Origin of the sequence: Marinobacter fonticola (genome assembly GCF_008122265.1) — a bacterium.
Classification (GTDB): domain Bacteria; phylum Pseudomonadota; class Gammaproteobacteria; order Pseudomonadales; family Oleiphilaceae; genus Marinobacter_A; species Marinobacter_A fonticola.
Genome location: NZ_CP043042.1, coordinates 2,335,952 through 2,349,595, shown reverse-complemented (window position 1 = coordinate 2,349,595; position 13,644 = coordinate 2,335,952). Strand labels below are relative to the sequence as shown.

12 protein-coding genes are annotated in these 13,644 nt (G+C 56.5%); 8 read left to right on the top strand and 4 right to left on the bottom strand.

Features of this window, described 5'->3' with window-relative positions; translation table 11 throughout:
- Window positions 1–15: 15 nt before the first annotated feature.
- A complete protein-coding gene (locus FXO11_RS10420; RefSeq protein ID WP_148862911.1) occupies window positions 16–1,482 on the bottom strand; it encodes an HD domain-containing protein in 1,467 nt (488 codons plus the stop codon).
- A 309-nt stretch (window positions 1,483–1,791) separates the two neighbouring features.
- Here FXO11_RS10420 and FXO11_RS10415 point away from each other — a divergent pair, with 309 nt between their 5' ends.
- From FXO11_RS10415 to FXO11_RS10400, 4 genes are all read left to right on the top strand, one after another.
- Window positions 1,792–3,036: a PP2C family protein-serine/threonine phosphatase gene (locus FXO11_RS10415; RefSeq protein ID WP_148862910.1), complete on the top strand. Its 1,245-nt coding sequence runs from the start codon at window positions 1,792–1,794 to the stop codon at window positions 3,034–3,036.
- A gap of 1 nt (window position 3,037) precedes the next feature.
- Entirely contained in the window at window positions 3,038–3,526 is a 489-nt protein-coding gene (locus FXO11_RS10410) for an STAS domain-containing protein (RefSeq protein WP_148862909.1), read from the top strand.
- A 113-nt stretch (window positions 3,527–3,639) separates the two neighbouring features.
- Window positions 3,640–4,710, top strand: a complete 1,071-nt coding sequence (locus FXO11_RS10405) for an NAD(P)H-dependent glycerol-3-phosphate dehydrogenase (protein ID WP_148862908.1) — start codon at window positions 3,640–3,642, stop codon at window positions 4,708–4,710.
- A 101-nt stretch (window positions 4,711–4,811) separates the two neighbouring features.
- Window positions 4,812–5,267, top strand: a complete 456-nt coding sequence (locus FXO11_RS10400; protein ID WP_148862907.1) for a SixA phosphatase family protein — start codon at window positions 4,812–4,814, stop codon at window positions 5,265–5,267.
- A 16-nt stretch (window positions 5,268–5,283) separates the two neighbouring features.
- Here FXO11_RS10400 and FXO11_RS10395 read toward each other — a convergent pair whose 3' ends face one another.
- Window positions 5,284–6,411: an aminotransferase class V-fold PLP-dependent enzyme gene (locus FXO11_RS10395; RefSeq protein ID WP_148862906.1), complete on the bottom strand. Its 1,128-nt coding sequence runs from the start codon at window positions 6,409–6,411 to the stop codon at window positions 5,284–5,286.
- Between the two features lie 111 nt (window positions 6,412–6,522).
- Here FXO11_RS10395 and FXO11_RS10390 point away from each other — a divergent pair, with 111 nt between their 5' ends.
- Together FXO11_RS10390 and FXO11_RS10385 are read left to right on the top strand one after the other, a co-directional pair.
- On the top strand, window positions 6,523–7,092 hold the full coding sequence (locus FXO11_RS10390; RefSeq protein ID WP_148862905.1) for a DUF1285 domain-containing protein: 570 nt from the start codon (window positions 6,523–6,525) through the stop codon (window positions 7,090–7,092).
- Between the two features lie 198 nt (window positions 7,093–7,290).
- Window positions 7,291–7,752: an FKBP-type peptidyl-prolyl cis-trans isomerase gene (locus FXO11_RS10385; RefSeq protein ID WP_148862904.1), complete on the top strand. Its 462-nt coding sequence runs from the start codon at window positions 7,291–7,293 to the stop codon at window positions 7,750–7,752.
- A gap of 247 nt (window positions 7,753–7,999) precedes the next feature.
- Here FXO11_RS10385 and FXO11_RS10380 read toward each other — a convergent pair whose 3' ends face one another.
- The gene (locus FXO11_RS10380; RefSeq protein ID WP_148862903.1) at window positions 8,000–9,652 is read right to left on the bottom strand and encodes an electron transfer flavoprotein-ubiquinone oxidoreductase; all 1,653 of its coding nucleotides are present in this window, start codon (window positions 9,650–9,652) and stop codon (window positions 8,000–8,002) included.
- Between the two features lie 686 nt (window positions 9,653–10,338).
- On the opposite strand from FXO11_RS10380, the gene FXO11_RS10375 reads away from it, so the two are divergent.
- Together FXO11_RS10375 and FXO11_RS10370 are read left to right on the top strand one after the other, a co-directional pair.
- Entirely contained in the window at window positions 10,339–11,088 is a 750-nt protein-coding gene (locus FXO11_RS10375; protein ID WP_148862902.1) for an electron transfer flavoprotein subunit beta/FixA family protein, read from the top strand.
- Entirely contained in the window at window positions 11,089–12,030 is a 942-nt protein-coding gene (locus tag FXO11_RS10370) for an electron transfer flavoprotein subunit alpha/FixB family protein (protein WP_148862901.1), read from the top strand.
- Window positions 12,031–12,093: 63 nt separating this feature from the next.
- Here the strand turns inward: FXO11_RS10370 and FXO11_RS10365 are convergent, their stop codons facing one another.
- Entirely contained in the window at window positions 12,094–13,635 is a 1,542-nt protein-coding gene (locus FXO11_RS10365; protein ID WP_148862900.1) for an acyl CoA:acetate/3-ketoacid CoA transferase, read from the bottom strand.
- Window positions 13,636–13,644 lie beyond the last annotated feature (9 nt).

Sequence of the window (13,644 nt, the reverse complement as noted above, 5' to 3'; positions counted from 1 at the left end):
GTCTTTCTTAAGCCCTCAAGCGTCCCGTAACAGTGCCGGGCGGCGGTAGAAGTGAGTAATTGTGCCATCGCCAAACTTCGTGAAGAAGGCGCTGACGTCGGTGATGCGCCGGAGATGACGCGTGCCGGTGACCGGTTCGCGGACGAGTACCTTGATGCCGTTGAAGTTGTCCTGGATATTCGAAAAGCGTGCGCGCATGGTGCAGGTCACTACTTCGGAAACCTGGGTTTCTAAGCTATCGGCCAAGTGTTGGCAATGCGCCTGCTGTCCCGACGCATTGAGGTTCTCCAGGGTGTCCAGATGATCGAGTTTGATGCGGTCCACGATGCACTTGGAGTAGCTCTTCGGCTGCTGCCGCGCCTTGCGCCGGAAGGCTTCCCAAAAGAAGTTGTCCGTCAGTTCGGCGAAGTGGTCCATGCGGCTCAGGCAGAGGTCGACCCAGTCGAAGGTGTCCGGGTCCTCCAGCACCTCGTTGATGGCCTCGCGTAAGAGCCAGTCGAAGCCGAGCGCGGTTTTGTGGGCGTAGACCTTGCGATACATCTGATAGCGGCTGTAAACGAAGTCTTCCAGGGCGCCCAGGCCCTTGTGGGTAATCGCCAGGCCCAGCCAGGGTTCTTCCACGGTCCAGCCGAAACGGAGGTTGCTCAGTAGATGGTCCAGGTTAAAGCCGCCAATGGTTACCGACGAGTGGAAGCCGTCGCGGAGCATATAATCGGCCCGGTCGGCATCGATTTCGCCAGAGACGATGGACGATAATAGATCCATGACCAATCGTGGCGTCGACGTATCCTGCAAAGCGCCGGCGTTGGCGTCAGGGCCGGCAATGAACGACCAGAACGTCTCGGCGTGCTGGCAGAACGTCTTGGAAGGCGTGACGTTCGTCGTTTCCATAATCCCCAGAACGTCGTCCCGGTGCAGCCCCGCGCCGGCCAGGTCCACGCTATTCAACACGTCATAGGCCACGCGGACCGAGTAGTGCTCGTGCTCAAGCTCCTCCGGTGGCGCGGCGTATATGCCCTGAATATCGATGCCCTGCCATAGGTCCTCAAAGCGGCTGGGGCGGGCCATCAGCTCTTTTATCCGCCGGGCCTGGGTGAACTGATGCGAAAAGCTGGAGTGACCGGAATCGTGAAGCAGGCAGGCCAGCCGGATGATCTTGGCCAGATAATCGATTGCATCGAGCTGGGTCATGGTCAGCGACACCTGGCTACTCAGCTGGCGCTCGCGCAGGTAGGCATTGATCATGGAGCGAAACATCCGGCCACCGACGTGCATCACGCCGATGCTGTGCAGGAACCGGGAATGGGTAGCGCCAGGAAACACCAGACTGAGAATATCGTTCTGACAGATATTGCGCAGACGCTGGAATAGCGGGTGGTCGATCACCTGGATTTCATGGCGATATAAGGGAATGCCGCCGTGAACCGGATCCATGATGAGCTTGTCATAAGCTCCAAGCAGGTCGTCAATGGCTCGTCGCATTGCCGGATGAATCTCCTTATTGTCTGGCTTTCGTGCGCATTGGCCTTCATGGCGAAGTTGCCTGAAGTTGCCTAAAGGGGCTCGCCAATAGATTTAATCCGAAGTTCCTGAACTCGCTTTGAGTAGCTCGGCCGGGTCTTTCAGGTTATTCGCTTACATAAAACATGGGTACTTTTGCAAACGCTTGCTTGTTATATCGCACCGCCATGCCAGAATAGCGGATAGGACGGTCAGTTGTCGTCGTTGAGAGCCCGTGACCGGCCTATCGATTCGCTCAGGGGCTCGTGAGTGTTGTCGGAGGTAGTATTAATGGGATCGCGCACTGAGCGCATTCTGATCATCGATCCGGACGCCGTAGCTGCTAAAGAACTGGAACGCCTTCTGGAAGCACGCAGCTTCTACGTCAGCATTCACGACGATCTTGAGAGTGCCGCTGGTCTATTCGAAGACACCCTGCCTGACGCCATTTTTGCAGATATCCCGCCAGACGCTATTCATAAACTGGCTCACCAGCTTGATCTCGAAGATGCCTTCGTGCCCATCGTGGCCTGCCATGCGGCGTCAGAGGCTCAGGAGGTGGTGGCTGCCTTGCGCTGCGGGGCGGCCGACGTCCTTATCAAGCCCTACCGCGACACCAGCGCCATCGACGACGTACTGGAAAAATTGTCGGACAGAGTGCGCATCTCCCGCCTGAACCAGATATACCGCCAGGAACTGGAAGACGCCAACCGTGATCTCAGGGCCGGTATTGCCGAACTCCGTGCGGACCAGAACGCAGGCCGCAAAGTGCAGCTCAAAATGCTGCCGGACCGTCATTACGAATCGAGCTGGCTCGCGATCGAACACCTGATCAAGCCTTCGTTGTACCTGAGCGGGGATTTTCTCGACTATTTCAGGCTCGACGACAATCGCACCTTGGTCTACATCGCGGATGTTTCCGGCCATGGCGCAAGTTCGGCGTTCGTGACGGTACTATTGAAAAATCTGACCAACCGTTTGCAACGAAACATCCGTAGGGGTTCCAGCGACGATATCCTCTACCCGGACCGGTTCCTCGAACGCATCAATTCGGAATTGCTCGATACTGGCTTAGGCAAGCATTTGACGGTTTTCGCAGGCATTATCGACCATGACGAGCGCAAGCTGACTTACGCGGTGGGCGCTCATTTTCCCATGCCGATACTCGCCGATGGCCATGGGAACTGTCGTTTCCTGGAGGGTACCGGCCTCCCTATCGGCCTGTTCGAAAGTCCCGAGTGGGACATCTACGAGACCTCGCTGGAAGGCTCGTTTCGGCTTATCCTGTTTTCCGACGGTATCCTTGAAGTTATTAAGGCGAAAAACCTTGACGAAAAGGAGCAGCGACTACTTGAACTCGTTTCGGCAGGTCGTCACACTATTGCAGCTCTGAGCGAGGCGCTTAATCTCGATGAAATCACGGAATTGCCGGACGACATTGCTATCGTGACTGTGACGGACATATTACCGAGTAGAGATGTCCCAAGTGACGAATTAGCACAACCAGACATAGCAAACCAAGTAGCAGCGAACTGATATGTCTAGCTACAAGATATTGCAAGCTGAGCAACAGGGGATTTACGTCCTCAAGTTTATTGGCGAAATCCGGCTGAACCTGTGTTCGACGCTGGACAATCTTGTTGAGTCTATTACTAGCAATCCCGATCTCCGCACGGTAGTCATCGATCTGACCGAGACTGACATTATCGATAGCACCACGCTCGGTCTCCTTGCCAAGATTGCTATGGCCGCGGAAAAGCAATCCCACTTCCTCCCGACACTGATTTCCACTAACCCCGATGTGACCCGCATTATCACCTCCATGGGGTTCGATAAAATTTTCATTATCGTCCGTGAACCTGCTTCCCGTATCGAAGAGCTGGAGGAAATTCCGGTGCTGCGTGCCAGTGAACAGCAGGTTCGGGATAAAGTGCTGGATGCCCACCGGATTCTGATGGGTATGAACAGCCGGAATCGGGAGGAGTTCAAAAATTTGGTACGGGCACTGGAGTGCGAAGAAACCTAATCGTCTCGCCTTAGGCCGCGGCGCAGCTCTCACATAGAGCCCGCTCATTCCCCAAGGCTGAGGCGACCGCAGCGCCAGCCCGTATCGAGCCCTCAAATCATCACGGAATTTTCATGTCTGAACACACTTCATCAGGTCAATCGCACGCGTCTGAAATAGCCTCCCGGAAGGTTGCCGTACTGGGTGGCGGCAGCTTCGGTACGGCCATGACCAAGGTGCTGGCTGAGAATGGTCACAGCGTGTGGTTCTGGATGCGGGACGCGGCCCAGGTGGAGGAAATTCAGCAGAAGAAGGTCAATAGCCGTTACATGCCGGGCGTCCACCTGGCCGGGGATGTGCAGCCGACGACGAACCTGGAAGAGGCGGTAGCGGGGGCTGAGGCGGTCTTTTTGGCCATCCCAAGCAAGGCTTTTCGCACGGTGATCCGGGAGCACGCACAGGCGTTTGAAACCGGGCAAGCGGTCATCAGCTTGACCAAAGGCATCGAAAAGGAAGGTTTTCGCCTGATGAGCGAAATCCTGCAGGAGGAGATTCCGCGCTCACGGATTGGTGTGCTGAGCGGGCCTAATCTGGCCCAAGAAATCGTTAATCGGGATCTGACCGCGACCGTTATTGCCGCGAAGGATCTGGAAGTGCGCAACCTGGTGCAACAACTGCTGGGGTGTGAATATTTTCGGGTTTACGCCAACGTGGATGTTTATGGCGTGGAGCTGGCGGGCGCGCTCAAGAATATATACGCCATCGTGGCCGGTCTCGCGTCGGCGCTGGATTTGGGCGAGAACGCCAAAGCTATGCTGATTACCCGCAGCTTGGCTGAAATGAGCCGCTTTGCTGTAAGTCTCGGCGCAAACCCCATGACCTTCATGGGCCTTGCGGGTGTCGGGGACTTGATTGTTACCTGTACCTCCTCCAAGAGCCGGAATTACCGTATCGGCCATGCGGTCGGTAAAGGTCAGGCCCTGGACGATGCCGTGGCTGAGCTTGGGCAAGTGGCTGAAGGTATTCGCACGTTGCTGCTGGTGAAGGAAAAAGCGAAAGATATGGGCGTGCCGATGCCGTTGGTCGGCGGTCTTTATAAGATCCTTTACGGTGATGCCACCATTCGGGACGTGATCAATGGACTGATGATGGCGGTCCAGAATTCGGATGTGGAGTTCATACTGCCCCGTACAGCATCGTCATGAACGCGTCATGCATGCAAAATTCACCGTAAGTCTTTGCTCGGTAAGTCTTTGATAAATCTTTGATAAAAAAAGCAACCTGCGGCAGAAGGAAGGATAGCGCAGTGTACCTGATTATCATGCGCCACGGAGAAGCGGGCTGGCACAGCCTCGATCAGGCCAGGGAGCTGACCGAATCGGGCCGGCTTGGTAGCGCCCGTGTTGCCAGCGACATTGCTTCGTCTCGCTGGCGCCCCGACACCATCTGGTGCAGCTCGCTGGTTAGGGCTGGGCAAACCGCTGCAATCGTCTCTGAGGTCATCAACGTGCCGGTGCTTGAGAGGCCCTTCCTCACGCCGGACGACGACCCGGGTGAATGCCTGAATGCACTGCTTTACGAGTCCGACTTGCCGGACACCCTGATGATTGTCTCCCATATGCCGCTGGTGGGCGCCTTGTCCACATTGCTGGTGGATGGCCATCGGCGCGGTATCCCCTTCATGACCAGTCAGGCCGTCGTGCTGGACCTGCCCATCGTCGGCCCCGGTTGCGGCGACCTCAAGACTCAGTTTCTTGCTTGAGCGACTGTCTCACACTTTAACTTATGCATTCGGCGAGGCGCTCGACCGCCGTATGGATGACCGCATCCGGCGTATAGCAGTGAGGTGAAAAGCGGGCGCCGCCACCGCGGCTGGCGCAGATGACGTTGCGGCTCATCAAGTCCCGGTAAAGCGCCTGGGAATCCTGATGGGCGACTCGGAATGTCAAAATGCCGGATTGTCGCTGTCTGTCACGTGAAGAAAGTATCTCAATACCTTGAATTTTATTAAGTTCCCTTTCCAGAAGTTCGACGCGATTCAGCACCAGGGCTTCTACCTTGTCGATGCCGATCTCGAGCAGCAGTTCAGTGCTGGCTTGGAACGCATGAGCGCCCATGGTATTTGGACTTCCGCATTCGAAGCGTGTGGCGTCGGGGGCCACCTGCCAAGTGGTCTGGCGGTAGTCGCCACGATTGGCAATCATGTGCCAGCCGAATTCGTGGAGTTTCAGACTTTCCCGTAATGCCGGCCGCACATAGAAAACCCCGAGCCCCTCGGGTCCCAGCAGCCACTTATGACCGTCGGCCATCGTGAAATCGATCTGGGATTTCTCCACATCCAGGGGCAGGGCGCCGAGGCTTTGGATGGCATCAACGCAAAAGAGGACCTTGGCGGCCTTACACGCAGCGCCGAGTTTGTCTAAGTTCATGCGCAGGCCGGTGCCATACTGGACCGAGCTGATCGCCAGCAACCGCGTGTTGTTGTTGAAGGCGTCGATCAAATCGTCCTCGCAGTCGTCGCCGTCGAGACTAACAACTCGAACGGTAACCCCTTGGTCGGCCAAGGATTCCCATACAATGCGATTGGAAGGGAATTCCTGGTCGGATATCACGATCTCGTCACCGGGCTCCCAGTGGAGCCCGTAAGCGACGAAGGACAAAGCCTCCGATGTGCTTTTGACCAGGGCAATATCACGTGGCGAGGGGGCGTTGATCAACCGGGCGAGATTTTCACGCAACGTATTCTCGACCTCCATCCAGCGCGGGTAATGCGCCGCGCCGCGCATGGCGTTTTCCCGTGCGAAGCGTTCAACGGCCTGCATGCTGCGCAACGGCCAGGGCGCTACGGCCGCATGGTTGAGATAGCAAAGATCATCATCCAGTTTAAATTCCGCATCCAAGTCCATGATTTTAAATATCCGGCTTTTAGAGTTTCGGTGAGCGATCCGCAGTGAGCAAGCTTGGTTGCTCCTGTGTAGAATAGCCGTTAAGACACTACCATATCTTGGAGCCGAAGCATGGCGAATGACGAGACCAAGCGCATCGAAGAACAGTTGAAAGAGGCTCAGACAGCCTTCGAAGGGCGTCCGCCTATCGACAAGTGGACTCCGGAGCTGTCGGGCGATATCGATATTCACATTCAGCGTGACGGAACCTGGTTGTATAAAGGCAAGCCATTGGCCAGGGAAGCGTTGATGCGGTTATTTTCCACTATCCTGCGCAAGGAATCCGACGGTGAGCACTACTTGGTGACGCCGGTGGAAAAATGGCGAGTGGAGGTCGAAGATACATCGCTTATTGCTCATAGCGTGGACGTTCAGGGCGAAGGCCAGTCTCAAAAGATTTTTTTGACTCTCAACACCGGCGAAACGCTGTTGCTGAGTGACCGCCACCCCTTGCGCATGGAGACCTATGCCGATAGTGACGAGCCGCGTCCGCTTGTCGACGTTGTACATGGGCTTGAGGCGCGTCTGGTAACGGCGGCGTACTATGATCTGGCCGAATGTGTCGTGCCGAAAGGGAATGACGACAATATGCTGGGCGTGTGGAGCGATGGTAATTTTTACGAATTGGGAACGCAGGGTTGAAAAATCAGTTAGTAGTCTCAACCTATTGTAGCGAACGGCAACGGACGTTTGTTACGCTGTTTAGATATCACTTGTTAACGAGCCTGGCTCTCTAACGAGGGTGGGTGGTCGTCAGTCCCTCTGTGCAGTCCGCTGTTCAAGACTACTTTCGATTGCCTGACACACATTTGCTTAATTTGCGGCACGCAAGGAGATCACATGGCCCAACCTCGTGTTGTTTCTATCCATTACACGCTTACCAATGACCAGGGTGAGCAACTCGACTCTTCCCGCGTGGAAGGTCGTGAACCGTTGACCTATCTTGAAGGTGCACAGAACATTATTGGTGGTCTGGAATCCGCACTCAATGAAAAGGACGCTGGCGAGCAGGTCAAGGTGACCGTAGCTCCGGCCGAAGGCTACGGTGAAGTAAACGAAGAGCTGATTCAGCCGGTACCGCGTACCGCCTTCGAAGGTGTTGAATCCATCGAGCCGGGCATGCAGTTCCAAGCACAGACTCCGGGCGGCCCACAGGTCGTTCGTGTTGTTGAGGTTCAGGATGAAACCGTAACCATCGATGCCAACCATCCGCTGGCCGGTGAGACGCTGCACTTTGACGTCGAGGTTATCGAAACTCGCGATCCGACGGAAGAGGAAGTGGAGCACGGCCACATCCACTAGTCTGGACCTGGATCTATAAAAAGCGGCTGTTTCAGCCGCTTTTTTTTGTGCCTGCAAAATAGTCGGTAGACTTGAGCAGACGTTTCCTCGGTCAAAACCGTGCGGAACTGGCGGGCACAAAAAAGGCGACTCCGCAGAGTCGCCTAATGACTATCGTCGAGTAGCTATCATCGAATAACGATCATTCATCGAGTAGCGATCATCGAGCTTATAGGCTCAGAACGCTTTTCTCATGGATTGATAATAGTTACATGTTCGGATAGTTGGGACCACCACCCCCTTCCGGGGTCACCCAGGTAATATTCTGGGCCGGATCCTTGATATCGCAGGTCTTGCAGTGGACGCAGTTCTGCGCGTTGATCTGGAATCGCTTGCCGCTGCCATCGTCCTTTTCTACAACCTCGTACACACCTGCAGGGCAGTAACGCTGGGCCGGTTCGTCGTACTTCGGCAAGTTCTCCTGGATGGGAATATCCGGATTGGTCAGCTTCAGATGAACCGGCTGGTCTTCCTCATGGTTGGTGTTGGAGATGAACACCGAGGACAGCTTGTCGAAGGTTAGCGCATTATCCGGCTTCGGATAGTCGATCTTCTTGGCCTGATCGGCCGGCTTGAGTGTGGCGTAGTCGGGGATTGTATCGCGGAACGTGATCGGCAGGCTGCGACGCAGGATGTTCTGCTCGAAAAACGCGATACCGCCACCCACGATGTTGCCGTACTTGTGCATCGCCGGGCCGAAGTTGCGCTCGTCGTAAAGCTCCTTATACAGCCAGCTGTTCTTGAAGCGGTCCTGGAAGCCGGTGATTTCTTCACCGTTCTTGCCTTCCTTCAGTGCGTCGAATACGGCCTCGGCGCCCAGCAGCCCGGATTTCATGGCGGTATGGGAGCCTTTGATCTTGGAGCTGTTCAGGGTGCCGGCATCGCAGCCCAGCAGCAGGCCACCGGGGAAGCTCATCTTCGGCAGGGAGTTGAAGCCGCCCTTGGTAATAGCGCGGGCGCCGTAGGATACGCGCTTGCCGCCTTCCAGATGCTTGCGGATCTCCGGATGCAGTTTCAGGCGCTGAAACTCGCTAAAGGGGGCCATGTGCGGATTGCTGTAGGACAGATCCGAGATCAGGCCCACATAGGCCTGGCCATTTTCCAGATGATAGAGGAAAGAGCCGCCGGTGGAACCGGACTCGCTCAGCGGCCAGCCCGTGGTGTGGATAACCAGGCCCGGCTCGTGCTTGGCGGGATCGATGTCCCACAGTTCCTTGATGCCGATACCGTAGTGCTGCGGATCCTTGCCTTCATCCAGTTTGAAATCGGCGATCAGGCGTTTGCCCAAGTGGCCGCGGCAGCCTTCGGTGAAGAGGGTGTACTTGGCGCGCAGCTCCATGCCCGGCATGTAGCCGTCTTTTTCGCTGCCGTCGCGGGCAACGCCCATATCGCCGGTAAGAATGCCTTTGACGTGGCCGTCTTCGACAATGGCCTCGGATGCAGCAAAGCCCGGATAGACTTCCACCCCCAGGGCTTCGGCCTGCTCGGCCAGCCAACGGCACAGGTTGCCCAGACTGATGATGTAGTTGCCGTGGTTGTGCATGTTGCGAGGTACAAACGCGTTCGGCACCTTGGTGGCCGAATCCTGGCTGCGCAGCACAAAAATGTCATCGCGGGTCACCGGCGTGTTTAGCGGCGCACCTTTTTCTTTCCAGTCGGGGAAGAGTTCATTGAGCGCCGTGGGTTCGAAAACGGTGCCGGCCATGATATGGGCGCCAACTTCGGAGCCTTTTTCCACGACGCATACGGTGAGTTCTTCGCCGGATTCCTGTGCCATCTGCATGATACGGCAGGCTGCGGATAAACCTGCAGGACCTGCGCCGACGATCAGAACATCAAATTCCATCGATTCGCGTTCCACGTTGGTCTCCTCAAACTTCGTTGTGGATATTGGGATTTCGACGCGCATGTGTAAGGCGGCGAAGAAGAATCCTGTTCTCTCTAGTTTTAAGGTGGCTCCGGGACAATCGAATAGCTACAAGTGAACCACCTGGTTCGCACAGCGGTATCGATAAATCGCTCTGCGAATGTGTATAATACCGAAACCGCTTCGGATAAACGACCGTTTCGCCTCTGAGCGGCTTGTGTCACGGGGTAAAGGATACAATATTCTAAAAGTCAAACAAACGTTTGTTTGAAAATGGCTTTGCCTAGTGGCATTGTGTTGAATCCGCCCGATTATCCGAAAGGCTTTTAGAACGGGCACGAGTGTCATTGTAATACTGCTGGCGCCGGCTGTGTAATGTCTGTGCAGCTATTGACCCCCCTGGGCTTTGTCGTCAGTATTATGGCGCTTTTATGAAGGGACATCATTGCCTTGTCCCGCTGTTCAATCTGCATTTGCGCGAGTGAAACGCAGGCGCAGTTGGCTAGAGGTCTGGCATATAAAGAGCTGTAAAAGCCGGGTAAGCAGGACCTCGACGAAACCGTACGATGAGTCTGTGGACGAATCGATGCGACAGGAATCATCGTGCTCTGGCGATCCGCTTGGATCGGAGCTCTGTTGATTGCGAGTCATTAAACCCATCGTAGAAGAACGAGGAATCTATGAAGGTTCTGGTCGCTGTTAAACGAGTAATTGACTACAACGTAAAGGTTCGCGTTAAGCCGGACAACACCGGCGTCGATCTTGCCAACGTCAAGATGGCAATGAACCCTTTCTGTGAAATCGCGGTTGAAGAAGCGGTTCGCCTCAAAGAGAAAGGGGTTGCCAGCGAAATCGTTGTGGTTTCCATCGGTCCCAAGGCCGCCCAGGAACAGATCCGCACCGCACTGGCACTCGGGGCCGACCGCGGTATCCACGTCGAAACCGACGAGGAAGTTCAATCCCTCGAAGCCGCCAAGCTGCTCAAGGCCGTGGTCGAGAAGGAAGAGCCGAAGCTGGTTATCCTGGGTAAACAGTCCATCGATACCGACAACAACCAGACTGGCCAGATGCTGGCCGCGCTGACCGGTATGGCTCAGGGCACCTTTGCTTCTGAGGTAGCCGTTGAAGGCGAGAAGGTCAATGTGACCCGTGAAGTCGACGGTGGTCTGGTGACGGTTTCTCTCAACCTGCCGGCGGTTGTTACCACTGACTTGCGCTTGAACGAACCGCGTTACGCTTCGCTGCCCAACATCATGAAAGCCAAGAAGAAGCCGCTCGATAACATGAGCCCGGCGGATCTGGGCGTTGATGTCGCGCCGCGTCTGTCCACAGTGAAAGTTGAAGCACCCGCAGCCCGCAAGGGCGGTATCATGGTTGCTGATGTGGCAGAACTGGTCGATAAACTGAAGAACGAAGCGAAGGTGATCTAAATGAGCATCCTTGTAATTGCTGAACATGACAATAGCAGCCTGAAGCCTGCCACTCTGAACGTCGTGGCTGCTGCCAAGGCTGTCGGTGGTGACATTGATGTTCTGGTTGCTGGCGAGAACTGCGGCGCTGCAAGCGAAGCGGCCAGCAAGATCGAGGGCGTCAACAAGGTCCTGGTCGCCGATAATGCTGCGTATGGCCACTTCCTGGCGGAGAACCTGTCTCTGCTGGTTTCTGAAGTGGGCAAGAACTACGGCCACATCTTCGCGGCTGCAGGCACCACGGGCAAGGATTTCATGCCGCGCGTTGCCGCTCTGCTGGACGTGGCTCAGGTGTCCGACATCATGAGCGTCGAGTCTGAAGACACGTTCGTACGCCCGATCTACGCCGGTAACGCCCTGGCGACCGTCAAGAGCAGCGACAGCATCAAGGTGGTTACCGTTCGTCCGACGGCGTTTGATCCGGTGGCTGGCGAAGGCGGTTCCGCTTCTGTCGAGAACGTCGATGCTGCTCATGACGCAGGCGTTTCTTCCTTCGTCAGCGAGCAGTTGGCCGAGTCCGATCGTCCTGACCTGGGTAGCGCCGGTATCGTCGTTTCCGGTGGTCGCGGCATGCAGAACGGCGAAAACTTCCACATGCTGGAAAAAGTCGCCGACGTATTGGGTGCAGCAGTGGGCGCATCCCGTGCCGCAGTTGATGCGGGCTTCGTACCCAACGATATGCAGGTCGGCCAGACCGGTAAGATCGTTGCACCGCAGCTGTACATCGCCGTCGGTATTTCCGGCGCGATCCAGCACTTGGCGGGTATGTCCGACTCCAAGGTGATCGTTGCGATCAACAAGGACGAGGAAGCACCGATCTTCCAGGTGGCTGACTACGGCTTGGTTGCCGACTTGTTCGAAGCGATTCCTCAGCTTGAGGAAGAGTTGAAGAAAGTCGTCTAATCGGCTGATATAGAATCAAAAAGGGCGCCTGTTTTGGCGCCCTTTTTGTTTTTGACAGAGGGCTTATGTTGCCGGCGCGGGCCGATACAGCGAGTGATCTGTCACGTGAAGGCGACTTGAGATGGCCGGACGGAAATCCATATAGGCCAGAATGTCCCGGTCCAGGTCCAGGCCGGGTGCGATCTCGACCAATTCCAGTCCGTTCGCGGTGAGCTGGAATACGCATCGCTCGGTGATGTAGAACACCCGCTGCTCCCGTTCGAGCGCGTATCGGCCATTGAAGGTCATGTGCTCGACGTCCGTGACGAACTTGCGCCCTGTACCCCCTTTATTGACCCGCAATCCGGTATCTTCGATAAGGATATCCTGAGGCCCGGCCTCGAACGTACCCATAAAGAACACTTCACGGGCGTTCTGACTGATATTGATGAACCCGCCCGCTCCGGATAGCCGGCTTCCAAACCGGCTGACGTTGACGTTGCCGAAACGGTCCACCTGGGCCATCCCCAGATAGGCCTGATCCAGGCCGCCGCCATCGTAGAAGTCGAACTGGGCGGGTTGGTCGATGATCGCCTCGGCGTTGGCTGCAGCGCCAAAGCTCAAACCACCGGCCGGTCGTCCCCCGATAGCGCCGGGCTCGATCGTGAGCGTGATCTTGTCCAGCAGCCCCTTGTCGGCGGCCACCTCGGCTACCAGCTCCGGCATGCCAATGCCCAGATTCACGACCGAATCCGGCTTGAGGTGCTCTGCGGCGCGACGGCCAATGACCCGGCGAATCGAAAGCGGTTCGCCCCCCATCAGGGCGGGGAGGCGAACTTCACCGGTATAAGCCGGGTTATAGGGTTCGGCAAAGGTCTGCAGGTGCTCCGACGGATCGGCGAGAATAATGTGGTCCACCAGAATGCCGGGAATGTGCACCCGCTCGGCATGAAGCTGGTGGCGCTCGGTGAGGCGTTCCACCTGTACGAACACTTTGCCGCCGGAATTATGCACTGCCTGGGCGATAGCCAGACTTTCCAGCGGCAGCGCTTCTCGCTCCATGGTGATATTGCCCCGGGCATCGGCGGTGGTGCCGCGCAAAAAGGCCACCTGGATCGGGAACGTGGGGTAGAAGAGGCACTCCTGCCCACGCACCGTCATCAGTTCCACCAGTTCGTCACGGGTTTTCTCGTTGATGCGCCCGCCGCCGTGGCGGGGATCGACGAAGGTATGCAGGCCCACATGGGTCAGCATGCCGGGTTTGCCAGCGGCAATGTCGCGATAGAGCTGAGCGATAACGCCCTGGGGAAGATTGTAGGCTTCGATCTTGTTGTCGCAGGCCAGGGCGCCCAGTTTCGGCACCAGACCCCAGTGTCCGCCGATTACGCGCTTCACCAGGCCTTCGTGGGCCAGATGGTTAAGTCCCCGTTCCTTGCCATCACCTTGACCGGCGGCATAGACCAGGGTCAGGTTTCGCGGTTCGCCGCCGCTGACGAAACGCTCCTCAAGTGCCCGGGCCAGTGCTTCAGGGAAACCGATGCCCACGAATCCACCGGTGGCCAGCGTCGCATCGCTAGGCACCTTGTCGGCTGCGGCTTCAGCGGTAATAAGTTTGTCATGTGTCATTATTCGTCT

What these genes read in the sequence shown, in the direction of transcription:
- FXO11_RS10420 (WP_148862911.1), bottom strand. Translation starts at nt 1,482, where the DNA reads ATGCGACGAGCCATTGACGACCTGCTTGGAGCTTATGACAAGCTCATC.
- FXO11_RS10415 (WP_148862910.1), top strand. Translation starts at nt 1,792, where the DNA reads ATGGGATCGCGCACTGAGCGCATTCTGATCATCGATCCGGACGCCGTA.
- FXO11_RS10410 (WP_148862909.1), top strand. Translation starts at nt 3,038, where the DNA reads ATGTCTAGCTACAAGATATTGCAAGCTGAGCAACAGGGGATTTACGTC.
- FXO11_RS10405 (WP_148862908.1), top strand. Translation starts at nt 3,640, where the DNA reads ATGTCTGAACACACTTCATCAGGTCAATCGCACGCGTCTGAAATAGCC.
- FXO11_RS10395 (WP_148862906.1), bottom strand. Translation starts at nt 6,411, where the DNA reads ATGGACTTGGATGCGGAATTTAAACTGGATGATGATCTTTGCTATCTC.
- FXO11_RS10390 (WP_148862905.1), top strand. Translation starts at nt 6,523, where the DNA reads ATGGCGAATGACGAGACCAAGCGCATCGAAGAACAGTTGAAAGAGGCT.
- FXO11_RS10385 (WP_148862904.1), top strand. Translation starts at nt 7,291, where the DNA reads ATGGCCCAACCTCGTGTTGTTTCTATCCATTACACGCTTACCAATGAC.
- FXO11_RS10375 (WP_148862902.1), top strand. Translation starts at nt 10,339, where the DNA reads ATGAAGGTTCTGGTCGCTGTTAAACGAGTAATTGACTACAACGTAAAG.
- FXO11_RS10370 (WP_148862901.1), top strand. Translation starts at nt 11,089, where the DNA reads ATGAGCATCCTTGTAATTGCTGAACATGACAATAGCAGCCTGAAGCCT.
- FXO11_RS10365 (WP_148862900.1), bottom strand. Translation starts at nt 13,635, where the DNA reads ATGACACATGACAAACTTATTACCGCTGAAGCCGCAGCCGACAAGGTG.